Genomic DNA, 25,919 nt, shown 5'->3' on the forward strand with positions numbered 1-25,919 from the left:
ATCGACCCGGCCCTCTATCAGGGCGGCGACGGCAAAACTGAACGCCATGCTCAGGCCGACATAGCCGAGGTAGAGAAACGGCGGGTGAAAGGCGAGGCCCGGATCCTGCAGCAGCGGGTTCAGGTCCTGCCCGTCAAAGGGCGGTACGGCCATGCGCAGAAACGGGTTGGACGTAAAAAGAATAAACGCAAAAAACGCCACGCCGATCGACGCCTGAACGCCCAGAACGCGCGCCCGCAGCGTTGGCGGCAGGTTGCCCCCGAACCACGCGGCCATGGCGCCGAACAGAGTCACGATCAGCACCCAGAGCAGCATCGAGCCTTCGTGATTGCCCCAGGTGCCGCTGATCTTGTAAAGCATCGGTTTGGCGGAATGGCTGTTCAGAACCACCAGTTGCAGACTGAAATCAGACGTCACAAAGGCCCACATCAGCGCGGCAAAAGCAGCTGCCGTCAGCAGAAACTGCACATTGGCGGCAGGTTCGGCGACAGCCATCCAGGCCGGCCACCGTTTATGCGCGCCGACAAGCGGTACGACCGTCTGGAGGATCGCCACAAGAAAGGCGAGGACAAGAGCGAAATGACCGAATTCTGTAATCATGAGCGGGACTATAAGCCCGCATCGGGCGCCGTCCAATGACAAAGCGCCCGCTTACCGGATCACTTTGTCGCGGGGGCTGTGCGGCGGCTTTGCCAGGCCTCGAGCGCAGGGTTGGTGTCAGGTTCGACCGACACCGCAGAAAGCCGTGCATCGGTGCCCGTGTCTGCAAGGCCGGGAGTGTCAGAACGCAGCGCCTGCAGTGCTGCGATGTTTTCTATCACCCGCGGAGCACGGGCCATGGTCTGCGCGACAGAACGCTGAAATTGCTGGCTTTTTACCTGATGCCGCGCACCGAAATAAAATGACACGATGACACCGAGCAACCACCAGAGCGGCTCCGGCACCAGGGCGATGCCCTGCATCCGCGCGGCAAACCAGACGGGATCCACCATCGCGGCAATGAAAAGAGCCAGCGTCCCGAGCGCCAGCGCAGGACGTGGAATGCGGTTTACACCATCCATGATCCGGTCAAACAGCCCGTCGCGTTTGGATTCAAACTCACGGGCGTATTGCTTGAGCGACTCGATGCGCAATTCCTGATCGCGGACAGCATCGCCTTCGGCATTCTCGCGAAACACCTCAGCTGTCTCGCGTAACACATTACGCCCGCCACCAAAAATTGCTGTGAGTATTCCTGTGATCAGGCCCATGACACTACCCTTTGCTGAAACTGAAGATCGCTGAGATGATACTGCGGAGAGATGAATTCCTCAGCCCGTCTGATCCAACCACCCTTGCCGCCAGCCCGTGTACGCGCGAATTTCCGGCTCGCCGGACGCTTGTCCGCGATGCGAAAATAATAGTTACGGCGTGCAATACCGTAAGCATCCACGAAGTGATCGGGCGCACTGGCCCATGCCTCCCGCGTCGCAGCGATGGTGCGGGGCCCGAGTGCGCCGTCGATGGCCAGCGGATACTCCATGTCCCTGAGCAGACGCTGCAGAATTTTCACGGCGTTGCCACCCGCATTCACATACATATCGAAAACGGAAGCCTGCAGCGGCTCCGGCAACTGTTCAATCAGGGGCTTTCGAAAGTAATGTTTCTCAAATATTTCAATGGCATCGTGACGGGTAAGCGCCCGGACGTCGGCAATTGTAATGGTACCGTCCTGATTTTTGTCGAGCCCCAGTCGGCGCAGGGTGTGGATCGTAACGCCGTGATTGGTTGCACCGCCCGGATCGTCAGGATCGTTCACAAACCCGCCCTCGCGGGCCACTATGTCGCTGGCAATATCTCTGACCGTTTGCATGGCTGTCCCCTCTGCGCTCGTATCACGGGCGGCAGAATGATCAGCAAATGGTTAAAACAGATTGAGACAAGCGTACGCTGTCAGCCTTCTGAGTCCCTGGCCGGGTCCTGATAAACACCCTGTTCCTTCAGGGCATCGACCACTTCCTTGGGCATATATGTTTCGTCGTGTTTTGCAAGTATTTCAGTAGCTTCAAAGACGCCGCTGATGTATCTTCCCGTACCCACCATCCCCTGATTTTCTTCGAACAGATCTGGCAGAACCCCGGTATAGGTGACCGGCACAACTGCGCCGCCGTCAGTCACGCTGAAACTGATCGTCTCGCCTTCACCACGGCGGATCGACCCTTCCGTCACGAGGCCGCCGATGCGGAAGACCTCATCGGGCCCCGGTGGCTCGGCGATAACCTGGCTCGGCGCACGAAAGAAATTAATGCCGTCGCGCATCGCATAGCCTATCAGTACCGTGGACAGCGCAAGGGCCACAACGGCAACGGCAATAACCTGGATACGGCGCTGTTTTTTCAGACTTTTCATGTCACCTCAAGGAAACAAAGGGGCCATCATCAACCCTTCGGTTTCATCAATACCTAACATCAGATTGGCATTTTGCAACGCCTGCCCGCTGGAGCCTTTGGTCAGATTGTCCAAAGCTGCGACGATGATTGTACGACCGGGCAAACGATCGCTGGTCACCCCGATATGACAGAAATTTGAGCCGCGTATATGCCGCGTACTGGGGGCTTCTCCAAAAGGCAGAACCTCAATAAACGTCTCTGATATATAAGCACTTTCAAGAGCACTATTAATGGCTTCCGCGTCACCCTTAACGTAGACTGTCGCAAGAATACCGCGGTTGGCCGGGACAAGATGAGGCGTGAACTGAACCTGCACCGGCCTTCCGGCAAGTTTTGAAAACTCCTGATCGAACTCACCGAGATGACGATGCGTACCGCCAATGGAGTACGCGTGATACCCTTCCGACAGTTCAGCGTGCAGCAGGTTCTCCTTCAGACTGCGTCCTGCCCCTGAGACCGCGCACTTCAGATCGAGAATGATATCGTCCAGATCGATCAGACCGCCGGTGATCAGGGGACGCAGAGCGAATTGTCCGGTGGCGGCGTTGCACCCGGTGCCCGCCACGAGCCGCGCAGAGCGGATTTCATCGCGGTAGAACTCGGTCAGCCCGTAGACCGCCTCCTCCTGTTGCGCGAGGGCCGCGTGATCATTGCCGTACCATTTCTTGTAGGCTTCAGGATCGCGCAGCCGGAAATCGGCACTCAGATCAACGATTTTCAAGTCCGCAGGCAGGCGTGCGATGACCTCCTGACTGGTTTTATGAGGCAGCGCACAAAAACAGAGGTCAATATTTGCAAAGTCAATATCATCGATTTGCAAAAGTGGCGGAAGGTCCAGATGACGCAGATGCGGGAATACCTGTGAAATGCTTTGTCCCGCTTTGGAGTTCGCCCCCAGAGCGGTGATTTTCATTGTGGGATGGCCGGCAATCAGCCGGATGAGTTCAGCGCCGGTGTAACCGGAAGCACCCAGAATCGCGATGGAATGTGTCATGTGTCATGTGTCTTGTCCGTAAAGCGGAAATAATTCAGGCGGCGGTGAAAACGATCTGTCGTCGCAGAAACTGCGTCGCCCGGTCACTCACGCGGCCCGGGTCTCCGGTCGTCAGAAAAGCACTTTCTCCGGCTCCCTGCATCTCCGGATGCCGCTCAAGATAGTCCGCCAGGCTTTCAGCCACCAGTGACGCCTGGCTGAAAACCCTGACCTCCGTTCCGAGCGCCGTCTGAAAATTGTCCTGCATCAGCGGATAATGCGTGCATCCAAGGATCGCCGCGTCCGGTTGCGGCATTTTACGCAGCAACGCATCGACGTGACTGCGCACCAGCGCTTCTGCAAGGATCATATCCCCGTCTTCGATCGCGTCTACCACGCCACCACAGGCCTGTGCTTCGACATCAACCCCGATGGCACGAAAGGCAAGCTCGCGCTGGAACGCCCGGCTCGACACAGTTGCGGGGGTTGCAAAAAGTGCCACATGTTTGATGCCCACCTCGCGCGGGGGCGAGTTGTCCCCCCACTGCCGTTCGGTCAGAGCCTCAATGAGCGGGACAAACACGCCCAGCACCCGCTTGTCCCGCGGCACCCAGGATTCCTGCATCCGCCGGAGCGCCGCCGCCGATGCCGTGTTGCAGGCAAGGATCACCAGATTGCAGCCCGCGTCGAAAAGGCGCTCGACCGAACTGCAGGTCAGCTCAAAAATATCATCCGATGTCCGCACGCCATAAGGCGCATGGGCGCTGTCCGCGAGATAGACAAAAGGCACACCCGGCAACCTTTGCGTCACCGCATCAAGAACGGTCAATCCGCCCAACCCGCTGTCAAAAATACCTACTGCCATGCTCCGGCCCCTGCAGGCCCCGGATCAGTGCCGGTGCCGTTCTTCAAACTCATACCCCAGATCAAATCGTTTTTCGGGGTCTGGTGAAAGCTCATACGTGGCTTTTCGGAGGAAATCCATCATCGCTTTACTGTCGCGCGACAGCGGATCGAGAACAGAACGTTCGATGGGCCGGCCGATCGACACCCGAACCGGGGTATCGACGCGTTTGCCGAATTCTTTGATCAGCAGCCCCATCCGCAAAGTGTTATGCGTATGGCTGGCGATCTGAAACAGCCTGCTGGTGTGCCCGTCGAAAAACATCGGCACCACTGTGGCGTTTGATTTGGCGATCGTACGGGCGGTGAAATTGCGCCACCCCGGATCCATAGGTCGCGAAAACGGCCGCATCGCCGTGCTGACCGTGCCGCCCGGGAAAATCCCGATAGCGCCGTTGTTTTTCAGATAATCCAGAGCCACTTTACGCGTAGCGATATTGAGCGCCACGGCCTCTTTCGTCTCGTCAAAACTGATGGGCAGAATGACACGGTCGAGCTCCGTGGCCTTGCGGAACACCGAATTGGCCAGCAGCCTGAAATCACCCCGCGTGCGCGTCAGGATATGGCCCATCATCAGCCCGTCGAGGATCCCGTAGGGGTGATTGGCCACCAGGATCAGCGGGCCGTCTCGCGGAATACTGGCAAGCGTGCCATGGGCGATATCAAGGCTCAGACCATAGCGTTCGACCATAACGTCAAAAAACTCACGCCCGGCAGCTACTTCGTTTTCATATCCTGCCGCGCGCCTGATCAGGCGCAGGCGTCCAGTGGAATTTTCCATCAGCCGTATAAGCGCACGACCTCCACGGGTTGCCGCTGAATAAGAATAGCTGATGTCACGTGCAATATTCTGGTGCATCGTGCTGCGCGCGTCCCCGGTCTGATGCGGTTGTCATAACAGGTCTGCGCTGGTCTTACTCTAAAATTGTAACGGTCCGGTAAATCTATTCGGCAGCCTGTGCCTGAGACGCGCCACCCGAACGGATCACAGCCAGCAACTCTTCTCGCCGTTTTGCCGCTTTTTGCTCGGCTGCCAGCTTGACCGGACCGAAACCCCGGATGTCCTGCGGCAGGGCCGCAAGCGCGATGATGGCGGGCCGCGTCGCATCCGTCAGGAGCGGCAGGACCTCCTTCATATCCCTTTCATACTGGCGAATGAGCGCACGCTCCATCCGGCGCTCAGCCGTATAACCAAACACATCAAGAGGCGTGCCGCGCAGTACTTTCAGACCCGCGAGGATCCGCAGAGGGCGATGCAGCCAGGGCCCGAATTCGCGTTTGGCAGGTCGTCCGTCAGGACCGGTTTTCGACAGCATCGGAGGCGCAAGGTTAAAGGTCATCGTGAAGTCTCCCGCAAACTCGGCCTGCGCCTTTTCACGGGAGCTCAGCAGCAGACGGGCAACCTCATATTCATCCTTATAGGCCAGCAGCTTGTGATAGCTCTTTAATGCTTCGGCGCGGATTTCCCTGTCGTCGATCTCATTGATAAACCGACGATACCGGCGGGCAAGGCGGCGGCCCTGATAGGCCATAAGATGATTTTCGCGGAAGGTGATCTTTTCCGCCTCGGTGCGCGGCAGTGCTATCACTTTGGGCTGGGAAATGTCACGGGCTTCCTGCGGGTAAAGCACGGCCCAGCGACCGATCTCAAATGCGCGCAGGTTGCGCTCAACGGCTGCACCGTTCAGCGTCACCGCCTCGCGGATTGCCTCGAGCGACAGCGGCAGATACCCGCGCTGCCAGGCTGCGCCAAAGATCATCATATTTGAAAAAATTGAGTCCCCCAGTAGAGCCTTTGCGAGATCTGAGGCATCGAAAAGATCGACCCGGTCGCGCAACCGCGCTTCAAGTGCCAGAGTAAGCCGCTCTGAGGGCAGCCGGAATTCTGTATCGCGGGTAAAATCGCCGGTGATAATCTCATGGCTGTTTACCACCGCTCCGGTGCGCCCGCTGCGCGTCAGCCCAAGCGTCGACGCCCCGGCAGACACCACCAGATCGCCTCCGATCAGCGCATCCGCTTCTCCGGTAGCTACACGTATGGCACTGATGTCATGCGGGTTTTCGGCAATTCTGCAATGGATATGTACGGCACCGCCCTTTTGCGCGAGCCCTGCCATTTCCATCATGCCCGCGCCCTTACCATCCAGGTGGGCGGCCTGTGCCATCACCGCGCCGATGGTGACGACGCCGGTGCCGCCAACCCCGGTGATGACAACATTGAACGTGCCCTTTATCGCCGGCAATTCAGGCTCCGGCAGGTCGGGAATGTCCAGTTTCGTCGTGGCCTCTTTGCGGATTTCCGCGCCCTCGAGCGTGATAAAGGACGGGCAGAATCCTTTAAGGCAGCTGAAGTCCTTGTTGCAGCTCGACTGATCAATCGCCCGCTTGCGCCCCAGCTCAGTTTCCTCTGGCACGATGGATACGCAGTTAGACTGCACACCGCAGTCGCCACAGCCCTCGCAGACATCCGTGTTAATGAAGACACGTTTGTCCGGGTCGGGGAATAGTCCGCGTTTGCGGCGGCGGCGTTTTTCAGCGGCGCAGGTCTGGATATACACGATTGCGGAAACGCCCGGTGTTTTTGCAAACTTCTTCTGAACAGTTTGCAAATGTGCGCGCTCGTGGATCTCCACGCCCTTGAGCGCATCAAAATCCACGTCTTCCTTCTCGTCGTAAACAACGGCGAGGGCCTTTACCCCCATCGCCTGCAACTCTCGTACGATGCGCGGCGCACTCAGATCACCGTCGTTGGCCTGCCCGCCGGTCATTGCGACGGCGTCATTGTAGAGGATCTTATAGGTAATGTTTGTTCCACTGCTCAGCGCTGCGCGAATGGCCTGAACCCCCGAGTGGTTGTAGGTCCCGTCACCGAGGTTCTGGAAAACATGCGCGCGTTTTGAAAACGGTGCCTCCCCGATCCAGTTTGCCCCTTCGCCGCCCATATGCGTGAACCCTGAGGTTTCGCGGTCCATCCAGAGCGCCATAAAGTGACACCCGATACCAGCATAGGCACGGCTGCCCTCGGGAACTTTCGTCGAGGTATTATGCGGGCACCCCGAACAGAAATAGGGCAGACGCGCCGCGATGTCCTCGGCATTGTCCGACCGCCGGGCCTCATCCAGGCTGGCAAGCCCCGCTTCGATGCCATCAGTCCTGCGGCCTTCTTCGATCAGCGCTTCACCGAGTTTCTGCGCGATAACAACCGGGTTCAGCGCCCATTTCGCGGTAAAGAACTCCTTGCCGTCTTTGCGCCCGCCCCAGACGCGGCGTCCGTCGCGGTCATCGAAAATCGCCTCTTTGATCTGCACCTCAATAAGCTTGCGCTTTTCCTCGACAACGATAATCAGGTCGAGCCCCTCGGCCCAGTCGTGAAAGCCTTTCATGTCCAGCGGCCAGGTCTGTCCGACTTTGTATGTTGTGATGCCAAGCCGCTCTGCTTCGGCCTCGTCCACATTCAGCAGGCTCAGTGCATGCACCAGATCGAGCCAGTTCTTGCCCGCCGCCACCAGACCGATCTTCGCCCCCGGTTTACCCCAGACGCGTTTGTCCATCTTATTGGCGTTGGAAAAAGCCTCCGCCGCATAGCGCTTGTAGTCAATCAGCCGGGCTTCCTGCCCGATCCGCTCGTCGTTAAGCCGTATGTTCAGCCCGCCTTCCGGCATCTCAAATTCAGGGTCCACAAAGGACATCCGGTCCGGGCGCCCGTCCACGACGGAAGTCACTTCGACGGTATCCTTCATGGTCTTCAGACCGACCCAGACACCGGCAAACCGTGACAGCGCATAGCCGTAAAGACCGTAATCAAGGATCTCCTGCACACCTGCGGGGCTGACCACCGGCATATAGGTGTCCACCATCGCAAATTCCGACTGGTGCAGCACGGTCGAAGATTCGCCGGTGTGATCGTCGCCCATGGCCATAAGCACGCCGCCGTATTTCGATGAGCCCGCCATATTCGCATGACGCATCACGTCGCCCGACCGGTCCACACCCGGCCCCTTACCGTACCACAGACCGAAAACGCCGTCGTACTTTCCTTCGCCACGCAGTTCCGCCTGCTGGCTGCCCCAGAGCGCCGTGGCCGCAAGGTCTTCGTTCAGACCTGGCTGAAAGGTCACATCATGGGCCGCAAGCTGTTTCAGCGCCCGCTGCATCTGCAGGTCGACAGCGCCGAGTGGTGAGCCGCGATAGCCGGTGACCAGCCCCGCGGTATTGAGCCCCGCCGCCCGGTCGCGGGCCTTTTGCATGAGCACAAGCCTCACCAGTGCCTGGGTGCCGTTCAGCAGCACCGGGCTTTTGTCGAGGTCATAGCGGTCGTTCAGGGTAATCTTCTGCGTGCTCATCTGTGGCCCTCCCCGGCGCTACGTCAGTCTTGCACATTCTGTAACCGATAATAGGTCACAAAAGCTGACCTGCATAGACTGAATCGGTCAGATTTACGTGTTTGACGGTGAACGGGCTCTGTCTTTTGCTCCGGGATACCGCTAACAAACCATAACGAATGACGGGGCACGCGGGATGGACTGGGACAAGCTGAGAATATTTCATGCGGTTGCGGACGCAGGATCACTGACCCATGCGGGTGACAAGCTGAACCTGTCGCAGTCCGCTGTCAGCCGGCAGATCCGCGGGCTTGAAGAATCACTCAATGCCACGCTCTTCCACCGTCATGCGCGCGGGCTCATTCTGACCGAACAGGGCGAACTGCTGTTTGACGCGACCTCCGCCATGTCGCGACGCCTCGACACCGCATCCGCACGCATCCGCGACAGCGAGGAAGAAGTCTTTGGCGAACTGCGTGTCACGACGACCACAGGTTTTGGCACGCTCTGGCTCGCTCCGCGCCTGCCAAAGCTCTATGAACAGTACCCGGATCTCAAGGTCGATCTGATGCTGGAGGAACGCGTGCTTGACCTGCCAATGCGCGAGGCCGATGTCGCCATCCGCATGAAAGAACCCAGCCAGGCCGATCTCATCCGCAAAAAGCTGATGATGATCCGGATGTGCCTTTATGCGTCCCCGGATTACCTGGCCGATCACGCACAGCCGCGCGAGATCGAGGACATCGCCGATCACCGGCTGATCTGTCAGAGCACCAACAGCGATCAGGTGGGCGCAGGGCGCAACCTGGTTCAGCACCTGATGACTTATGATATCCGGTCACTGCTCAAAGTGAATAATTACTTCGGTGTGCTCCAGGGCGTGCTCAACAATCTCGGCATCGGTGTTTTGCCCGACTATGTTACGCAGGACTTTCCTGATCTGGTGCAGGTGCTGCCTGATCTGGAATCAGCGGATGTACCGGTCTTTCTGGCCTACCCGGAAGAGTTGCGGCATTCCAAGCGGGTCTCGGCGTTCAAAGACTTTGTCCAGGAAGAGATTATCAGTTATCGCAAGCAGCTCCGGATGAACGTCAAAGCCGGCTGACCGAAGAGCCATGCAGAAACTGCATAACGGCCATGAGGGCGCGCGTTCAGAATCTGCCTTGATTGCAGGCAAAGCGCACCCTATTTCACCACTTGAAGACGGCAGAGTTAGCGCTTTGCTCTTCAACCTCCCTGTTGGACTTGGCCGGGCCGCGCGCCCGGCCTTTTTTTGGCGATGCGGCCAGATGCGGGCGAGGACCCGGACGCCTCCTGCACTGCAACCTCAGCAACGTTCAGGCGTCCGCCAGGCAGGTTGCACAACACAACCGAACCGCGACCCCCGTCACCTGCATTATCTTTTTACGTGCGCGCGCGATCGCACTGAGGGTGCGACCGGTTCCCGTGCTGCGACGGTTTTATCCGGTTTTTGTGCTCACAATCTGGTGACGAAGAAAATGCATCTTTCCCAGGAACATGTGACCGGTTGGCGTGTTGTATTTCCGAACCCAATGAGAAACAAAAGGAGAGTTCACATGACACTCAAGACACTCATGACAACAACCGCCGCAGCCGCCATCATCAGCACATCCGCTTTCGCCGCGAGCGACAGCGTAGAGCAGGCAGCGGAGAACGAAGAAATCGTAAAAACCGAAGAGGGCACAACCTTTGACGGTGAAGTAGTTGTCGACACTGACGCTGAACTGCAGAACGCAGAGACAACCAACCGTCAGAATCCTCAGGCCATTGACCCTGTGTTTGACAAAGACGTAAGTGCTGAAACTCTGGCCACATTCCAGGCCATCAAGGGCACAAGCGGATCCGACGTGATGCTGGTAGACGGCCTGAAGCTGGGTACTCTGCTTGAAATGGACATCGACAACGCCGGTAAAGGCGAAATGACGATCGACATTTCTGACAGCGACAAAATCCTCGGTAAAGAGCTTACCGTAACCACCGGTCCGGAAAACGTAATGATCTCCGACGGCGTGATTTTCATCGACGTTGACGCTGACGAACTTGCAAATCTGGCAGGTGGCGTCCAGGGCGCTGATAACGGACGTCAGACCGTATATCTGAACTAAGCACATAGCGCGTTCAGCCTGTCGCAGGCTGACACGATCACAGCCGCCTTCCCTTGGGAGGGCGGCTTTTTTTACGGCGGTGCCGCGAACGCCTGTGGCCACCGCGCAGAACACAAAACAGCGAGTGAACTTTCATCAGCTTGTGGCACCCGGAACATTGCCCGACACTCGCCCCTTCCCTGCAGGCGGTCACACCTGTAAGAGGTGCGCATCATCTGCCAGCCCGGGGGACATTTCGGCACATGCAAGAGCCAGCCATCACACCTGACCTGATCGCCAGCCACGGGCTCAGCCCGGACGAATACCAGCGCATTCTGGAGATCACAGGGCGCGAACCCACCTTTACGGAGCTCGGTATTTTCTCGGCCATGTGGAACGAGCACTGCTCCTATAAGTCGTCTAAAAAGTGGCTGCGCACCCTGCCGACTTCAGGCCCCCAGGTGATATGCGGTCCCGGCGAGAACGCGGGCGTCGTGGACATCGGTGACGGTCAGGCCGTGGTTTTCAAGATGGAGAGCCACAATCATCCTAGTTATATCGAGCCCTATCAGGGTGCAGCCACCGGCGTTGGTGGCATTCTTCGCGACGTTTTCACAATGGGCGCACGCCCGGTTGCCGCGATGAATTCGCTCAGTTTCGGCGCCCCCTCGCATCCCAAAACCAGATCACTCGTGAACGGCGTGGTCGAAGGCATCGGCGGCTATGGCAACTGTTTCGGCGTTCCCACGGTGGGCGGTGAGGTTCGGTTCGACCCGGCCTACAATGGCAACTGCCTGGTTAATGCTTTCGCCGCAGGTCTCGCGGATGCGGATAAGATCTTTTATTCTGCCGCCTCGGGCGTTGGCATGCCGGTGGTTTATCTCGGCGCCAAAACAGGGCGCGACGGTGTCGGCGGCGCTACCATGGCCTCGGCCGAATTCGATGACACCATCGAAGAAAAGCGCCCTACCGTTCAGGTCGGTGATCCCTTCACCGAAAAGCGTCTGATGGAGGCCACGCTGGAGCTTATGCAGACCGGTGCGGTGATCTCCATCCAGGACATGGGCGCTGCCGGTCTGACCTGCTCTGCGGTCGAGATGGGCGACAAGGGCAATCTCGGCGTGCGGCTCGATCTTGAAAAAGTGCCGGTGCGCGAAGAGGCTATGACCGCCTATGAGATGATGCTCTCCGAAAGCCAGGAACGCATGCTGATGGTGCTGCGCCCGGAACTTGAGGAAGCCGCCCGCGCGGTGTTTGACAAATGGGATCTCGACTTTGCCATTGTCGGCGAGACCATCGCGGAGGACCGCTTTCTGATCATGCACAACGGCGAGGTCAAAGCTGATCTGCCACTGAAAACCCTCGCCGGAACAGCGCCCGAATATGACCGCCCGTGGGAAGAAACCCCTGCACCGGCCCCCCTCGGAGACGTGACTTACGGCGATCCGGTTGAGGCCCTGAAAACCCTGATCTCCAGCCCGAATTACGCGGCCAAAGAATGGGTGTATTCGCAATACGACACTATGGTCATGGCCGATACGATCCGTATCCCGGGCATCGGTGCGGGGATCATCCGCGTGCATGGCACTGACAAGGCACTGGCCTTCACTTCAGACGTAACCCCAAGATATGTAATGGCAAACCCGTTCGAGGGCGGTAAGCAGGCGGTAGCTGAAGCTTACCGCAATCTGAGCGCCACAGGGGCAAAACCGCTGGCCACAACAGATAACATGAACTTCGGAAATCCCGAGAAGCCACAGATCATGGGCCAGTTCGTTGGCGCGATCAAAGGCATCGGCGCCGCGGTAGAAGCGCTCGATATGCCGATCGTTTCGGGCAACGTGTCGCTCTATAACGAAACCGATGGAAAGGGCATTCCGCCGACGCCGACTATCGGTGCCGTCGGGCTGATTGCGCATTCCGATGACATCATCGGGTTTGATGTCGCGGAGGGGCATGTGGCACTCGTTCTGGGGACGACATCAGGGCATCTTGGCCAGTCGGCCTGGCTTGCAGAAGTATGTGGTCGCGCCGAAGGCGACGCGCCACCTGTCGATCTGGCACGCGAGGCCGCGCATGGCGACTTCATCCGCGCCAACCGCGCACAGATCAGCGCCTGCACGGATTTATCGGACGGGGGGCTGGCGCTGGCCGCCTTTGAGATGGCCGAGACGGCGGGGATTGGCGTGACCCTTGACGCGGAGGACATCCCCGCACTTTTTGGCGAAGACCAGGCACGGTATTTACTGGCCTGCACACCGGCCGGGGCCGCAGCACTGAAAGAGGCAGCTGAAAACGCCGGACTGCATCTTGAGGAAGCGGGGCGGTTTGGCGGCGATGACATCCGGTTTGGCAGCACATACGCGCCGTTGAGCGGGCTGTCCGGCATCTACCGCTCCGCGTTCCGGAAAGCAGTTTCCTGAGTTTGCATAGAGCCGCGCACAGCTTTGCAAATGTGATTTGCAGTGCATGCTACGCCATCAGCATCTTCATCAGGCGGTCTTTCTCGCCGTGATCATCAGGCCGGGAGATTGCCAGCGCGAGATCTTCGAGGGACGCGATCGAATGGCCCGCGCGAAAGCTGTCCACATGTGGCAGCATGGCCGCGATACCCTTTGCCTTTGGCGCGAAACCCTCCCATCTTAACAACGGATTGACCCAGATCAGGCGACGGGAAGAGAGATGCAGCCGTTCCATCTGACGCGCCAGATGGTCCGGATCATCCCGGTCCAGTCCGTCCGTGATCACCAGCGTCACCGCCCCCTGCCCCATGACCCGTCGCGACCAGTCGCGGTTGAACTGTGCCAGACAGTCACCGATGCGTGTGCCACCTTCCCAGTCCTGCGCCTCAGCGCCCGCAGCGGCCAGGGCGGCATCCACATCCCGGTGCCTGAGATGCCGGGTAATGTTTGTCAGCCGCGTGCCAAATGTGAAGGCATGTATCTTTGCCCATCCATCACCTCGCGCATTGGAAACCGCGTGCAGAAAATGCAGTACGATGCGGCTGTACTGGCTCATGGATCCGGAGATATCGCAGAGCACCACAAGATCAGGCCATCTCGGGCGCGGACGTTGCAGCGCGATTTTGTGCATGTCGCCCCCCTGCCGCATGGCCAGACGCAGCGTGCGGGCGGCATCGACCTTTGTGCCGCGAAGGCTCGCCAGCGCGCGCCGCGACTGAACAGGTTTCACCGGAAGGTTCAGCTGCGCAATCATGCGTTTGGCCTGCGCAATCTCTGCGGTGCTCATCTGCTCGAAATCCAGACTGCGCAGCCGCTCCTGACCGGACATGGTCTGGCTTGCGTCGATCTGGATTTCGACTTCTTCCTCGTCAGGGTCAGCGTCGGGCAGATCACGCTCCGGCGCCTCGGCCCCGTCGAGCAATGCCTCTGCCGCACGCTTTTCGGCAGATTGCGCGGATCGGTCCTCCTGCACCCCCCGCACCGCCGGGATCATCATCGACATCATATGTTCCAGATAGCGCGGGTCACGCCAGTAGAGCCGGAATATCTGCGCAAATACGATCCGGTGCTCAGGCCGGTTCACAAAACAGGCGTGCAGGGTCCAGTAAAAGTCACGCTTGTCCGTAAATCCGGCGGCCTCAACCGCGCGGATGGCATCAATGACCCGTCCCGGCCCGATAGCAATGCCGGCGCGACGCAACGCACGTGCGAAATGGGTGATGTTACCGGCAAGTTTCGGATCATCCGGCAGCTCAAGCGGCAGGTATTCAGGCATCTGCCCCACCAGAGCGCCAGGCCTTCCCGCGCCACCCCGATGTATAGTCCGAAGGAAACCGCATCAGACAGGCTCAAGCGTCGCTTTGACATTATCGAGGATACGTTTGGCCTCCGAACCCTGCAGCTTCTGGATATCGTCCTGGTATTTCAGGATGGCGCCCAGCGTGTCGGCGATCACCTCCGGGCTCAGGTTGATCACATCAAGGGCGAGCAGGCATTTGGCCCAGTCGATGGTTTCGGCCACCCCGGGCTTTTTGAAAAGATCCTCGGTGCGCAGTTGCTGAACAAAGGCCACCACCTCACGGCTGAGGTTTTCGGACGCTTCGGGTGCCCGGGCACGCAGGATCTCCATCTCGCGCTCAAAACCGGGGTAATCCACCCAATGATAAAGGCAGCGGCGTTTGAGCGCATCGTGCACCTCGCGGGTACGGTTAGACGTCAGGATGACGATCGGCGGCTCGGGGGCAACGATGGTCCCAAGCTCCGGGATCGTGACCTGGAAATCGCTGAGCGCTTCGAGAAGAAAGGCCTCAAAGGGTTCATCCGTCCGGTCAAGCTCATCGATGAGAAGCACAGGCGCGCCTGCTGCATCAGGCCGCATCGCCTGCAACAGCGGACGTTCAATCAGATATTCATCGCTGAAGAGTTCCTCCTGCAGCCCGGTGCGGGTGCTGCCGCCGGCGGCTTCGGCGGTACGGATCGCCACCATCTGGGCAGCAAAATTCCACTCGTAAACGGCACTGGAAGCATCGAGCCCCTCATAGCACTGCAACCGGATCAGGCGGCGGCCCAGACCGGTCGCAAGGGCACGCGCGATCTCGGTTTTGCCGACCCCCGCCTCGCCCTCCAGAAACAGCGGCCGGCCAAGGCTGAGCGACAAAAACACCACCGTACCCAGCGCACGGTCGCAGATATATCCCTGCTCAGACAGCATTTGCTGTACGGCGTCGATAGATGCGGGTCGGGTCATGCCGGCTCCTCCTGAGGTCACGCGATTAACTGCACTGCTGTGCCGGCGCGTCAAGTTCTGATCCGCAACGGCGGCCTGCTTGGGTCCCCGACCAGCACCCTCTGGGCATACGCCGCACAAAGATGTAATGTACCTGCTGCGAATGGCGCAGGCACAGGTACCGGCGTGGAGACAATAGGCGCACAACTGCGTTTTTGTTTCCGCAATTTTGCCTTAAAAGGCCTTTATCGATGCGCCAGACGGTTTGAAGGCCGGAAATTCCGGTCCTGAAAGGATTCGGTGATGCCGGATGCGGCGACAGATTTCGGACCCTCTCTGAGGGATCTCAGTAAACCGGAATGGATTGCTGAGGTTGGCGATATTGTCGATACCCGTGGCTGGATCAGGCCCCTGGGGGCGCGGCATCTGGCAACCTTTATCGAAGACAACAGCACACTTCTGGTGACCTTTGAGACGCTTCAGGGCATTCAGGCGCTCTCACCGCTGGGCCATCCGCTGGGCTGGGATCTGGTGCGCGATCAGCGCTGGTCGCATCTTGCCGTGATCAGCGACGGGGACACATGGTTTCGCGACACAAAGGTATATGAGCTCTTCGACAGGCTTGTAGATGAGGGCTTTTTCGACGGCTTCGACCGCGTGCTCTTCTTCGGCGCGGGCCCCGGCGGTTATGCCGCGGCAGCCTTTTCGGTGGCCGCCCCGGGTGCGCGGGTTCTCGCCATTCAGCCCCAGGCGACACTCGATCCTGCGATGACCGAATGGGACAACCGGTTCACTCATATGCGCCGCACCAGTTTCACAGACCGCTACGGCTATGCGCCCGATATGATCGACGCCTGCGAGCGGGCTTTCATCATCTTTGATCCGCGCGTGGCTGAGGACGCCATGCATGCCGCACTTTTCTCAGGACCATCGGTAACCAAACTCCGCTTGCCCAATATGGGGACTGCCCTGCAAACCGATCTGCTGCACATGGGGCTGCTGACCGATCTTATCGAGCTTGCCGGCAAGGGCATGCTGACCCCGCGGGTCTTTTACGCGATGGCGCGTGCGCGGCGCAGCCACCTGCCCTATCTGCGTCGTCTGCTCAGCCGGCTTGACGCTGACGACCGGGAACCGCTCGCCCGCCGGCTCTGTGCCAATGTGGCGGCCCGCCTGCATGCGCCGCGTTTTGCGCGCCGCCTTGAGGCCCTGCACGACCCGGCAGCGGAGTGAAGCTGGCGCTGCCTGCGCACCTGTGCTAGCGGAAGGCCATGACACGTACACTGACGATCCGCCGCCCCGACGACTGGCACCTTCATCTGCGCGACGGCGCTATGCTGCGCGCCGTCCTGCCGGAAACCGCCCGCCATTTCGCCCGCGCCATCATCATGCCCAATCTGGTGCCTCCGGTGGTCACTGGCGCCCAGGCCAAAGCCTACCGCGACAGGATTATGGCAGCATTGCCGGAGGGCTCGGACTTCACGCCCCTGATGACGCTTTATCTGACAGAAAACACCGACCCCGATGACGTGGCCGCGGCGCACCAGGCAGGTCTCGTGCATGCGGTCAAGCTTTACCCGGCCGGCGCCACGACAAATTCAGCCAGCGGTGTGAGCAATTTCGACAATGTCCGCCCGGTACTCGAACGCATGGCGGAAACCGGGCTGCCACTCTGCGTGCACGGCGAGGTCACCGATCCCGATATCGATATCTTCGACCGGGAGGCCGTTTTCATCGAACGTGTCCTCGACCCGATCCGACGGGCAACCCCCGGCCTGCGCGTCGTGATGGAGCATATCACCACCTCTGACGCCGTGGCCTATGCGCGCGCCCAGGGCGCGGATCTCGCCGCGACGATCACCACCCATCACCTGGTAATTAACCGCAACCACATTCTTGCGGGCGGTATCCGGCCACATTACTACTGCCTGCCCGTGGCCAAACGCGAAACCCACAGGCTTGCCCTGCGCGAAGCTGCCACTTCCGGTGAGACGCGCTTCTTTCTGGGCACCGACAGCGCCCCGCACACGGACGCCAACAAGCTGCTGCCCTGTGGCTGCGCGGGCTGTTTTACCGCCACCAACACAATGTCCGTCCTGGCCCAGGTCTTTGAGGAAGACGGCACCCTCAGCAACCTTGAGGCTTTTACCTCACTCAACGGCCCCGCCTTTTACCGCTTGCCAGTGAATGATAAAACACTGACGCTGGAGAAATCCGCGCCCGACTACCCCGGCCATATCGATACCGACGACGGCCCGGTAACTGTCTTTGATCCCGGCACACCGCTCACCTGGTCTGTGACCTGACCTTCTCTGGCTCTTAAATATCCCCGCCGGAGGCATAAAACCCTTTATCCACCTGCAAGGAGCACCGCATGATCCCCTCCGGCTACCCCGATGCCTCCGAAATGGCCCGCCTCACTGCACGCATGCTGCTCGAGATCAAAGCGGTCCATTTCAACACCGCAGAACCCTTCACGCTGGCCTCCGGTCTGCCCAGCCCGACCTATATCGATTGCCGCAAGCTGATCAGCTATCCGCGTATCCGGTCCACCCTGATGGATTTCCTGACCGTGACTGTGATGCGCAACACCGGCTTTGAAGCCTTTGATAATATCGCCGGCGGTGAGACAGCCGGCATCCCCTTTGCGGCCCTCGTCGCCGAACGCATGGCCCTGCCGATGACCTATGTGCGCAAGAAACCCAAAGGATACGGCCGCAACGCCCGCATCGAAGGAGACATGCACGAAGGACAACGCGTGCTGCTTGTCGAAGACCTGACGACCGACGGTGGCTCCAAACTGTCTTTTGTAGACGCAATCCGCGACACCGGCGCGACCTGCGCGCATACTGCCGTTATTTTCTACTACGATATCTTCCCGGAAACCGAGAAAACCCTCGGCGGTCACGGCGTTCAGCTGCACGCGCTCTGCACATGGTGGGACGTGCTCGCGGAAGCGCAGACACAGGCGCTTTTCGATGACGCCACACTCGCCGAGGTAGAGAATTTCCTGCATGATCCGCGTAAGTGGCAAGAGGCAAACAAGAATTAAAAACTTTCCCACAGCCGCCCCGCGCCGGCCAACGCAGAATCGTTGCGCAAAACCAGATATTGCGGCATTTTTCTGCTGTGCTACACTATATCGACGGCACATTGGGCGAAATTGGTTATACACAGATTTGTCCCGCGTCTTTTCCCCGGATATTTCCAGATAGGGGCGCGCGCCGGTTTTCTGTATGACTAACCGGACCGGCGACGCAGACGCGCCGGATCAGAGCAGCAGTTGCGCAGGCAGGGACAGACATGAACGAAATAACGGCCTTCAATCCGACCGGGACAGATGTGCAGTCTCCGGACACCATGCCCCATTCGATTGAGGCAGAGCAGCAGTTGCTCGGCGCGATCCTGACCAATAACGATATTTATGACCGGGTCGCAGCCCTGATCGGTCCTCAGCACTTTTACGAACCTGTACATGCGCGCATTTTCGAGATCGCCGCCGCGCGTATCGCCAAAAACAACCTCGCCTCCCCGGTGACGCTCAAGGCGTTTATGGAAGACGACGAGGGCCTCAGGGAGCTCGGTGGCCCCGCCTATCTCGCGCGTCTGGCCGGGGCTGCGGTCTCGGCCTTTGCGGTGCGCGATTACGCAAAGATGATCTATGATCTCTCCGTGCGCCGCGATCTCATTCAGCTCGGCCGCGAGATCTCCGACAAGGCCGCAAAAATCGACGTGGCTTCCGAGCCGCGCGAGCAGATCGTCGAGGCCGAACAGGCTCTTTACGGACTTGCCGAACAGGGCCAGACCGAGAGCGGGTTTCAAAGCTTCCTGCGCGCCGTCACCGATGCGGTTAACGTTGCCAATGCCGCCTATCAGCGTGACGGCGGGCTCGCAGGCCTATCCACCGGCCTGATTGACATGGACAAAAAACTGGGGGGGTTGCACCGTTCAGACCTTCTTATTCTCGCGGGTCGGCCTTCGATGGGCAAGACCTCGCTGGCCACCAACATCGCGTTTAACATCGCCAAAGCCTACAAACGCGGGGCCCTGCCCGACGGCAGCGAAGGCGCTGTCGACGGCGGTGTCGTAGGGTTTTATTCTCTTGAGATGAGTGCCGAGCAGCTCGCCGCGCGGATTCTGTCAGAAGCATCAGAAGTGCCATCAGAACAGATCCGTCGCGGCGATATGACCGAGGCCGAATTCCGCCGTTTCGTGGATGCGGCCAAGGCGCTCGAGGCCTGTCCGCTCTATATTGACGACACCCCCGCGCTGCCCATAGCACAGCTTGCCGCCCGCGCGCGCCGGCTGAAACGGACCCACGGGCTTGATGTGCTGATGGTTGACTACCTGCAGCTGGTCCGCGGCACCGGGCGGTCGGAAAACCGGGTCAACGAAATCTCCGAGATTACCATGGGGCTGAAAGCCATCGCCAAAGAGCTCGACATCCCGGTGGTTGCCCTCAGCCAGCTCTCCCGTCAGGTCGAAAACCGGGAGGACAAACGTCCGCAGCTCAGCGATCTGCGCGAATCCGGCTCGATTGAGCAGGACGCCGATGTGGTGATGTTTGTGTTCCGCGAAGAATACTACAAAGAGCGTGAGAAACCCGGCGACCATGATCTTGAAGCCATGGCTAAATGGCAGGAAGAGATGGAGCGTCTGCACGGCCGCGCCGAAGTTGTCATCGGCAAACAGCGTCACGGTCCCATCGGCACCGTCGACCTCAGCTTTGAGGGCCGCTTTACCCGTTTCGGTAATCTGGTGCAGCCCTGGCAGCAGGGGTCTGACACCGAATTCTGACTGCGGCCATCTGCGATCCCCAACGCTCTCCCGCCCCGGCCTTCACTTGATTTTAAGGGCTCAGACCGCTATATATCGTGCAGGCAGAACCCTTTCGGATAAGACGGGGCTGTCTGAAGAGCAGCAGACCCGTGAAACAGACTGTTTGCAGAACGTGCGGTGATTTGAGATTGCCGCCTGCGCTGGACAGCCTATAATCTGAGCATCGGCATTGCCGGGCAATGAGAGGTGAATATGACAGGACCCGATCCGATCATCATCTGATGAATGATATCTGACACTCCGAAAACCTGAAGCGCCCACCCTCCCGGTGGGCGTCAGTTTTTAGTACCGGACACAGCGGCACTTTCCCCGGACACCGCCTCCGGGTCCGCGAACTTACCCGCCCGGATTTCAATCCGGCTGGGCTGGCTGCCATCGTCGCCGCGGTCGAACCGGCTGAGCGACAGCGCCGGAAAATCCTGCTCCATCTGGCTCAGGAGCTCCGAGCCATAGCGATGCGCCATGCGCGATGTACGCACGATGACCATCACACCGTTCAGCCTGCCTTCGACGCTCAGCGTCTGATAACTGGGGTAATTAACGCCGTCGATCTGCACTTTGATCTTTTCCAGCATGCCATAGAAATGCACCATCCGGCTGAGAATGGGATCGGTGACGCCATGCAGTTCCGCGAGGCGCGTGCGGTAAATTTCTGTGTGCCGGGCATCGGTGATATGCGGCACCAGCGACGGATTGGCTGTCATCTTATCGCGCAGTTGCGGCTCACCGGGAGATTTCGACAGAAACCATTCCATGTCACGGGTGTTGAAGTCTATTTCAGCATAGAGTGCACGCACGAGGTTGTTACGTTTTGCCCTGGCATCGCGCGTGGCCTTCCATCCCAGATAAATTTCCCGGATCACCCAGACGGCCACAGCTGCCGCAAAGGCCAGGATAGCGCGCATCAGAATAACCTGTTCGGGCGCCAGTGCGGCTTCTGCTTCCATAGCGCGGATCCCTTTTGCTCACATTTCAGCCAGACAACGCGCTGAAACCAAAGTCAATGCCGCTCGCCCGCCCTCTGCACCTGAATGTGACTGGACAGAACCGCACCCCTCTGGCGCTATAGGGCATGCGCACGCTCCTTTTACTACTGATCATGTGCCTGACCGGCCCGCTGGCCGCGCAGGATACCGAGGTGGATGTCGAGCTCTTTCTGGCCGTCGATGTCTCGCGCTCCATGTCGCCCGAAGAACTGGAAATCCAGCGTCGGGGCTATGCTGCGGCCCTTACCAGTCCCGAGGTGCAGGCTGCCATCAACGGCGGTCTGCTGGGTCGTATCGCGGTTACCTATGTGGAATGGGCAGGTGAATACAATCAGCGTGTACTGGTGCCCTGGACGCTGATCGCCACGCCACAGGATGCGCGCGCCATTGCCAATGCGATCCTCGCCACCGAATTTGAGGGACTGCGGCGCACCTCCATCTCGGGTGCTCTGCTCTATGCCACCGGCGATTTCGCCGGGAACGGGTTCGCAGGTTTGCGCAGGGTCATCGATATCTCGGGCGACGGGCCCAACAATCAGGGACGCCCTGTTCACCTGGCGCGCGACAAGGCCCTCGCGGAGGGCTTTATCATCAATGGTCTGCCGCTGATGACCCAGGACGCGCTGAGTGCGATGTGGGGCATTCCCGATCTCGACATCTACTACCAGAACTGCGTCATCGGCGGCCCGGGCGCTTTTGTCATTCCCGTCCTGAGCTGGGATCAGTTCGCCGATGCGATACGCCGCAAGCTTGTGCTGGAAATCGCCGGCATCACGGCACAGATTATGCCGGCCCGGCTCTCCGCGCTGTCGCCCTATGACTGCCTCGTTGGCGAGAAAATGTGGGAAGAGAACCGCCCCTGGCTTGTCATTCCGTGAGCCGCCTCTGCCAGGGGCCGCCCTGCGCCATCCGGTCCGGCAGGCGATCCGCCTCTTGACCTCTGCGCTCAACCCGTCAAGAACACGCCCATGAGTACCGCTGTCCTTACCGTAGACCTTGGCGCGATCGTCTCCAACTGGCGCGATCTTGATGCACGCACAAATTGTGAGACCGCCGCCTGCGTCAAGGCCGACGCCTACGGGCTCGGCGTCGTCGAGGTCGCGCGCGCACTCGCAGGCGCCGGCGCGCGCCACTTCTTTGTCGCTGTGGCCGAAGAGGGCGTGCTCTTGCGCAAAGCCCTCGGTCCCGCCCCGCGCATCAGCGTCTTTTCCGGGCATATGGCCGGCGATACAGAGCTCATCCGGGGCGCAGGGCTGGTGCCGGTTCTCAACTCGGTCGATCAGATGCTGCGCCATGTGGAAAGCCTGCCCGGCCACAGCTTTGGTATTCAGCTTGATACCGGCATGAACCGCCTGGGCATGGAGGGTGCCGAATGGGCCGCGATCCGCGATATAGCCCTGCCCCAGAATCCGACGCTGGTCATGTCCCATCTGGCCTGCGCCGACGAGCCCGATCACGGGATGAACGCCCGCCAGCTTTTACGCTTTCACGAAATGACCGACGGTCTGGAAGTGCCGCGCTCGCTCAGTGCAACAGGCGGCATCCTGATGGGTGCGGATTATCATTTCGATCTCACGCGCCCCGGTATCGGCCTTTATGGCGGCATGCCGTTTGTCGATGCCCGCCCGGTCGTTCGTCTTGATGTACCGGTTATTCAGGTGCGTGATGTGAGCCCCGGCGAAACTGTGGGCTATGCAAATACATGGACAGCCCGCAGCCCGGGCCGCATCGCCACGATCTCCGCAGGCTATGCAGACGGATTGATGCGTGCGATGGGCGCAAAAGCGACCCTGCATGCGGGCAGCTCGTCGGTGCCGGTGGTCGGGCGCATCTCCATGGACCTTATCGGTGTCGATGTCACGGGGCTGGCCACTGAGCCCGACAGCCTGCAACTCATCGGGCGGCACCAGTCCATCGACACCGTCGCAGGTTTCGCCGATACCCTGGGCTACGAAATCCTGACCTCTCTGGGGGCGCGCTACCGCCGCGAATACACCCGATGAAACCCATAGCACTTCTGGGCCGCACCGTTCTGGGGCTGCTGGCCGCCATTGGCCGTATCGCGCTTTATGGCATCGACGCGATCAGCCATGTGGTCCGCCCGCCTTTTTACGGGCGGGAATTTGCCTCGGCCCTGCTGAACATCGGCTGGCTGTCGCTGCCTGTGGTCGGGCTCACGGCGGTGTTCACAGGCGGCGCGCTGGCGTTGCAGATCTATGCCGGCGGCTCGCGTTTCAATGCCGAGGCCGTGGTGCCGCAGATCGTGGCCGTCGGCATGGTGCGCGAGCTTGGCCCTGTGCTCGTGGGCCTGATGATCGCAGCGCGCGTGACCTCCTCAATTGCCGCCGAGATTGCGACGATGAAGGTGACCGAACAGATCGACGCTCTCGTGACGCTCTCCACCCACCCGATGAAATACCTCACGGTGCCGCGTGTGCTTGCCGCAACGCTCGTCGTGCCGCTGCTGGTGGGTGTGGGTGACATCATCGGTATCTTTGGCGGCTATGCCGTCGCCACCGGAACGCTCGGCTTCAACCCCGCGGCCTATATTCGCAACACGGTCAACTTCCTTGAGCCGCTTGACGTCATTTCCTCGCTGACCAAGGGCGCGGTGTTTGGTTTTGCCGCAGCTCTCATGGGCTGTTTCCACGGGATGAACTCCGGGCGCGGAGCCATGGGCGTGGGGCGCGCGACCAAGACCGCCGTGGAGGGGGCCGCGATCCTGATCCTGGCGGCCAATTTTGTGCTTACGGGGGTGTTTTTCTCGCTATGATCAAAATGGAAAACATCCACAAATCCTTTGGCTCAAACCATGTTCTGCGCGGTCTGAACCTCGACGTGCCAAAAGGCACATCCATGGTGATCATCGGCGGATCAGGCACAGGCAAATCGATCGCAATCAAATGCGTGCTTGGCCTTGTGACACAGGACGAAGGCACCATTTACGTCGATGGTAAGGATGCCGCAGACACCACTGACCGGGACGCCTTTCTCGCCCGCTTCGGCATGCTCTTTCAGGGGGCCGCGCTCTTTGACAGCCTGCCGGTCTGGCAGAACGTCGCATTCCGCCTGCTGCGCGGATCCCTCAAGCGCCCCAAAGAAGAGGCGCGCGACATTGCCATTGAAAAGCTGCGCCGCGTGGGTCTGAAACCGGATGTGGCTGACCGGCTGCCCGCTGAGCTTTCAGGCGGCATGCAGAAACGTGTGGGCCTCGCCCGCGCCATCGCAGCCGAACCCGAGATTATCTTCTTTGACGAGCCCACCACCGGGCTTGATCCGATCATGTCAGGCGTGATCAATGATCTCATCCGCGAGATTGTCGTTGAAATGGGCGCGACGGCCATGACCATCACCCATGACATGACCTCGGTGCGCGCAATCGCCGATAATATTGCCATGCTGCACGACGGGGTCATCCAGTGGACGGGGCCCGTGGCTGACATGGACAGCTCCGGCAACCCCTACCTGGAACAATTTGTACATGGCCGTGCCGAAGGACCTATCGAATCCGTGCGCTGAGCCTTCTCCCTGCCAGATCCCGGCGAATTTAATGAAATCGTTGTAAAAAACCGTTGCATGATGGTCGTAAAAACTAACACATCGTTAGGCCTGCCCGGGCTATGCCGGTATCGCACCGAAACTGAACGGCATGGAGACAACCTGTGGCACAACCTGCTCTGCAGACCAATCCCGGACTGATCAGCGCGCTGATCGTTGATGATAATGCCTTTGACCGGCGTCGTATTACGCGGCTGGCCGATCAGACGGGACTGGACTTTTTCATTCGCGAGGCAGGGACGGCCGAGGAATTCGGCCGGCTGCTTGATCAGGACAAATTCGACGTGGTTTTCGTTGATCTGGATCTGGCCGGCGCCAACGGGATGAACCTGATCTCTGGTGCCCGTACGCACCATATCAACAAGAACGCCGCGATGATCATGATCTCCGGCAATGACAAGGCCGAAGTCGCCCTTGAGGCACTGCGCAAAGGGTTTGCAGATTACATCGGCAAAGACGCCCTGACCGCTGCGGCTCTTGAACGGGCGACCGTCAATGCGCTGCAGAAATCTCACCTCAACCGCGAGGTTGAAAGTGCCAATTCCGAGACCCGTTCGGTAGAGGCGGTACTGCAATCGTTTTCCCGCGCCTGCAGCGAAGAGATGCGTCCGATGCTCGTCCGCATGGTCCGGCAGGTTCGACAGGTGAAAGAGACCGCAGACAAGATGGGCGCCGGGCACAGCATTGCAGAGATCGAAAGCACCTGCGCGCGCATGGAGGAGTTCTTTCAGGATCTGGAATCGCTTGCGCAGGACAAAAAGCTTCGTGACATAGCAGGTGGCGCAGCAAAGGATGTCGTCCGCTATTCCGAAGACCAGCCAAAAGAGCAGTCCTCAGTTCCTGTCGCACCTGTGCGCGTCAAGCGCCCTGCCCGCCCGTCGCTCTTTCCCAGAAAGTAAACGGGCCCCTGCCATCGGTTCATCGTTGTGTTCACACAGACCGGCGCGCGCTCTTTCGGCCTCGCAGCGCGAGCCCGGCCGGGGCACTCTGTTCTCTGCGTTTGGTCCGGCATAAGCGTTTATCTCCGCGCGCTGACCTTAGTTGTCGCATGTTGCTCCCGCAAACAGGCCGCCTGTGTTGCGTGGCACTCCCCGAGACGCCACGACACCGATTTG

At 59.6% G+C, this 25,919-nt stretch carries 23 protein-coding genes; 12 read left to right on the plus strand and 11 right to left on the minus strand.

The window, feature by feature from the left end:
- The 8 genes from ccsA to Q0M35_RS02895 all read right to left on the minus strand — a co-directional run.
- Positions 1-600, minus strand: a 600-nt coding sequence (gene ccsA / locus Q0M35_RS02860) for a cytochrome c biogenesis protein CcsA (protein ID WP_295311985.1), incomplete at its 3' end; no start/stop codon positions are given.
- A gap of 59 nt (positions 601-659) precedes the next feature.
- Complete coding sequence (locus Q0M35_RS02865) at positions 660-1,250, minus strand: holin family protein (RefSeq protein WP_295311987.1); 591 nt, start codon at positions 1,248-1,250, stop codon at positions 660-662.
- A complete protein-coding gene (locus Q0M35_RS02870) occupies positions 1,241-1,852 on the minus strand; it encodes a holin-associated N-acetylmuramidase (protein WP_295311989.1) in 612 nt (203 codons plus the stop codon). Before Q0M35_RS02870 ends, Q0M35_RS02865 begins: the two co-directional genes overlap by 10 nt.
- An 80-nt stretch (positions 1,853-1,932) precedes the next feature.
- Complete coding sequence (gene ccmE / locus Q0M35_RS02875; protein WP_295311991.1) at positions 1,933-2,388, minus strand: cytochrome c maturation protein CcmE; 456 nt, start codon at positions 2,386-2,388, stop codon at positions 1,933-1,935.
- Between the two features lie 6 nt (positions 2,389-2,394).
- A complete protein-coding gene (gene argC / locus Q0M35_RS02880) occupies positions 2,395-3,423 on the minus strand; it encodes an N-acetyl-gamma-glutamyl-phosphate reductase (RefSeq protein WP_295311993.1) in 1,029 nt (342 codons plus the stop codon).
- A gap of 34 nt (positions 3,424-3,457) precedes the next feature.
- On the minus strand, positions 3,458-4,267 hold the full coding sequence (locus tag Q0M35_RS02885; protein WP_295311995.1) for an aspartate/glutamate racemase family protein: 810 nt from the start codon (positions 4,265-4,267) through the stop codon (positions 3,458-3,460).
- 24 nt (positions 4,268-4,291) lie between these two features.
- On the minus strand, positions 4,292-5,164 hold the full coding sequence (locus Q0M35_RS02890) for a lysophospholipid acyltransferase family protein (RefSeq protein WP_295311996.1): 873 nt from the start codon (positions 5,162-5,164) through the stop codon (positions 4,292-4,294).
- Positions 5,165-5,249: 85 nt separating this feature from the next.
- Positions 5,250-8,648, minus strand: a complete 3,399-nt coding sequence (locus tag Q0M35_RS02895) for an indolepyruvate ferredoxin oxidoreductase family protein (RefSeq protein WP_295311998.1) — start codon at positions 8,646-8,648, stop codon at positions 5,250-5,252.
- 175 nt (positions 8,649-8,823) lie between these two features.
- Between Q0M35_RS02895 and Q0M35_RS02900 the strand changes: the two genes are divergently transcribed.
- From Q0M35_RS02900 to purL, 3 genes are all read left to right on the plus strand, one after another.
- Positions 8,824-9,732 carry a LysR family transcriptional regulator gene (locus Q0M35_RS02900; RefSeq protein WP_295312000.1) on the plus strand — a complete coding sequence of 303 codons (909 nt, stop codon included), beginning with the start codon at positions 8,824-8,826 and terminating at the stop codon, positions 9,730-9,732.
- 472 nt (positions 9,733-10,204) lie between these two features.
- Positions 10,205-10,753 (plus strand): hypothetical protein, encoded by a 549-nt coding sequence (locus tag Q0M35_RS02905; RefSeq protein ID WP_295312002.1) that lies wholly within the window; start codon positions 10,205-10,207, stop codon positions 10,751-10,753.
- A 242-nt stretch (positions 10,754-10,995) separates the two neighbouring features.
- Entirely contained in the window at positions 10,996-13,155 is a 2,160-nt protein-coding gene (gene purL, locus Q0M35_RS02910) for a phosphoribosylformylglycinamidine synthase subunit PurL (RefSeq protein WP_295312004.1), read from the plus strand.
- Positions 13,156-13,204: 49 nt separating this feature from the next.
- On the opposite strand, the gene Q0M35_RS02915 is transcribed toward purL, so the two are convergent.
- Together Q0M35_RS02915 and Q0M35_RS02920 are read right to left on the minus strand one after the other, a co-directional pair.
- Positions 13,205-14,470, minus strand: a complete 1,266-nt coding sequence (locus Q0M35_RS02915) for a VWA domain-containing protein (protein ID WP_295312006.1) — start codon at positions 14,468-14,470, stop codon at positions 13,205-13,207.
- A 63-nt stretch (positions 14,471-14,533) separates the two neighbouring features.
- The gene (locus tag Q0M35_RS02920) at positions 14,534-15,442 is read right to left on the minus strand and encodes a MoxR family ATPase (RefSeq protein ID WP_295312008.1); all 909 of its coding nucleotides are present in this window, start codon (positions 15,440-15,442) and stop codon (positions 14,534-14,536) included.
- A gap of 282 nt (positions 15,443-15,724) precedes the next feature.
- Here Q0M35_RS02920 and Q0M35_RS02925 point away from each other — a divergent pair, with 282 nt between their 5' ends.
- The 4 genes from Q0M35_RS02925 to Q0M35_RS02940 all read left to right on the plus strand — a co-directional run bounded on the left by Q0M35_RS02925 (position 15,725) and on the right by Q0M35_RS02940 (position 20,218).
- The gene (locus Q0M35_RS02925; RefSeq protein WP_295312009.1) at positions 15,725-16,654 is read left to right on the plus strand and encodes a phosphoadenosine phosphosulfate reductase; all 930 of its coding nucleotides are present in this window, start codon (positions 15,725-15,727) and stop codon (positions 16,652-16,654) included.
- 38 nt (positions 16,655-16,692) lie between these two features.
- Entirely contained in the window at positions 16,693-17,727 is a 1,035-nt protein-coding gene (gene pyrC, locus Q0M35_RS02930) for a dihydroorotase (protein ID WP_295312011.1), read from the plus strand.
- A gap of 68 nt (positions 17,728-17,795) precedes the next feature.
- Entirely contained in the window at positions 17,796-18,473 is a 678-nt protein-coding gene (locus tag Q0M35_RS02935) for an orotate phosphoribosyltransferase (RefSeq protein ID WP_295312013.1), read from the plus strand.
- Positions 18,474-18,724: 251 nt separating this feature from the next.
- Positions 18,725-20,218: a replicative DNA helicase gene (locus tag Q0M35_RS02940; RefSeq protein ID WP_295312015.1), complete on the plus strand. Its 1,494-nt coding sequence runs from the start codon at positions 18,725-18,727 to the stop codon at positions 20,216-20,218.
- 317 nt (positions 20,219-20,535) lie between these two features.
- On the opposite strand, the gene Q0M35_RS02945 is transcribed toward Q0M35_RS02940, so the two are convergent.
- Positions 20,536-21,207: a hypothetical protein gene (locus Q0M35_RS02945; RefSeq protein WP_295312017.1), complete on the minus strand. Its 672-nt coding sequence runs from the start codon at positions 21,205-21,207 to the stop codon at positions 20,536-20,538.
- 125 nt (positions 21,208-21,332) lie between these two features.
- Between Q0M35_RS02945 and Q0M35_RS02950 the strand changes: the two genes are divergently transcribed.
- The 5 genes from Q0M35_RS02950 (at position 21,333) to Q0M35_RS02970 (ending at position 25,703) form a co-directional block, all read left to right on the plus strand.
- On the plus strand, positions 21,333-22,124 hold the full coding sequence (locus tag Q0M35_RS02950) for a DUF1194 domain-containing protein (protein ID WP_295312019.1): 792 nt from the start codon (positions 21,333-21,335) through the stop codon (positions 22,122-22,124).
- Positions 22,125-22,214: 90 nt separating this feature from the next.
- Entirely contained in the window at positions 22,215-23,249 is a 1,035-nt protein-coding gene (gene alr, locus Q0M35_RS02955; RefSeq protein ID WP_295312021.1) for an alanine racemase, read from the plus strand.
- Complete coding sequence (locus Q0M35_RS02960; protein ID WP_295312023.1) at positions 23,246-24,019, plus strand: ABC transporter permease; 774 nt, start codon at positions 23,246-23,248, stop codon at positions 24,017-24,019. Before alr ends, Q0M35_RS02960 begins: the two co-directional genes overlap by 4 nt.
- Positions 24,016-24,765 (plus strand): ATP-binding cassette domain-containing protein, encoded by a 750-nt coding sequence (locus Q0M35_RS02965; RefSeq protein ID WP_295312025.1) that lies wholly within the window; start codon positions 24,016-24,018, stop codon positions 24,763-24,765. The genes Q0M35_RS02960 and Q0M35_RS02965 overlap by 4 nt, the downstream gene beginning before the upstream one ends.
- 143 nt (positions 24,766-24,908) lie before the next feature.
- Complete coding sequence (locus tag Q0M35_RS02970; RefSeq protein ID WP_295312027.1) at positions 24,909-25,703, plus strand: response regulator; 795 nt, start codon at positions 24,909-24,911, stop codon at positions 25,701-25,703.
- Positions 25,704-25,919: the final 216 nt, after the last annotated feature.

The organism is Roseobacter sp., assembly GCF_024639605.1.
In the GTDB taxonomy this organism is placed as follows: domain Bacteria; phylum Pseudomonadota; class Alphaproteobacteria; order Rhodobacterales; family Rhodobacteraceae; genus Roseobacter.

What these genes read in the sequence shown, in the direction of transcription:
- Q0M35_RS02865 (WP_295311987.1), bottom strand. Translation starts at nt 1,250, where the DNA reads ATGGGCCTGATCACAGGAATACTCACAGCAATTTTTGGTGGCGGGCGT.
- Q0M35_RS02870 (WP_295311989.1), bottom strand. Translation starts at nt 1,852, where the DNA reads ATGCAAACGGTCAGAGATATTGCCAGCGACATAGTGGCCCGCGAGGGC.
- ccmE (WP_295311991.1), bottom strand. Translation starts at nt 2,388, where the DNA reads ATGAAAAGTCTGAAAAAACAGCGCCGTATCCAGGTTATTGCCGTTGCC.
- argC (WP_295311993.1), bottom strand. Translation starts at nt 3,423, where the DNA reads ATGACACATTCCATCGCGATTCTGGGTGCTTCCGGTTACACCGGCGCT.
- Q0M35_RS02885 (WP_295311995.1), bottom strand. Translation starts at nt 4,267, where the DNA reads ATGGCAGTAGGTATTTTTGACAGCGGGTTGGGCGGATTGACCGTTCTT.
- Q0M35_RS02890 (WP_295311996.1), bottom strand. Translation starts at nt 5,164, where the DNA reads ATGCACCAGAATATTGCACGTGACATCAGCTATTCTTATTCAGCGGCA.
- Q0M35_RS02895 (WP_295311998.1), bottom strand. Translation starts at nt 8,648, where the DNA reads ATGAGCACGCAGAAGATTACCCTGAACGACCGCTATGACCTCGACAAA.
- Q0M35_RS02900 (WP_295312000.1), top strand. Translation starts at nt 8,824, where the DNA reads ATGGACTGGGACAAGCTGAGAATATTTCATGCGGTTGCGGACGCAGGA.
- Q0M35_RS02905 (WP_295312002.1), top strand. Translation starts at nt 10,205, where the DNA reads ATGACACTCAAGACACTCATGACAACAACCGCCGCAGCCGCCATCATC.
- purL (WP_295312004.1), top strand. Translation starts at nt 10,996, where the DNA reads ATGCAAGAGCCAGCCATCACACCTGACCTGATCGCCAGCCACGGGCTC.
- Q0M35_RS02915 (WP_295312006.1), bottom strand. Translation starts at nt 14,470, where the DNA reads ATGCCTGAATACCTGCCGCTTGAGCTGCCGGATGATCCGAAACTTGCC.
- Q0M35_RS02920 (WP_295312008.1), bottom strand. Translation starts at nt 15,442, where the DNA reads ATGACCCGACCCGCATCTATCGACGCCGTACAGCAAATGCTGTCTGAG.
- Q0M35_RS02925 (WP_295312009.1), top strand. Translation starts at nt 15,725, where the DNA reads ATGCCGGATGCGGCGACAGATTTCGGACCCTCTCTGAGGGATCTCAGT.
- pyrC (WP_295312011.1), top strand. Translation starts at nt 16,693, where the DNA reads ATGACACGTACACTGACGATCCGCCGCCCCGACGACTGGCACCTTCAT.
- Q0M35_RS02935 (WP_295312013.1), top strand. Translation starts at nt 17,796, where the DNA reads ATGATCCCCTCCGGCTACCCCGATGCCTCCGAAATGGCCCGCCTCACT.
- Q0M35_RS02940 (WP_295312015.1), top strand. Translation starts at nt 18,725, where the DNA reads ATGAACGAAATAACGGCCTTCAATCCGACCGGGACAGATGTGCAGTCT.
- Q0M35_RS02945 (WP_295312017.1), bottom strand. Translation starts at nt 21,207, where the DNA reads ATGGAAGCAGAAGCCGCACTGGCGCCCGAACAGGTTATTCTGATGCGC.
- Q0M35_RS02950 (WP_295312019.1), top strand. Translation starts at nt 21,333, where the DNA reads ATGCGCACGCTCCTTTTACTACTGATCATGTGCCTGACCGGCCCGCTG.
- alr (WP_295312021.1), top strand. Translation starts at nt 22,215, where the DNA reads ATGAGTACCGCTGTCCTTACCGTAGACCTTGGCGCGATCGTCTCCAAC.
- Q0M35_RS02960 (WP_295312023.1), top strand. Translation starts at nt 23,246, where the DNA reads ATGAAACCCATAGCACTTCTGGGCCGCACCGTTCTGGGGCTGCTGGCC.
- Q0M35_RS02965 (WP_295312025.1), top strand. Translation starts at nt 24,016, where the DNA reads ATGATCAAAATGGAAAACATCCACAAATCCTTTGGCTCAAACCATGTT.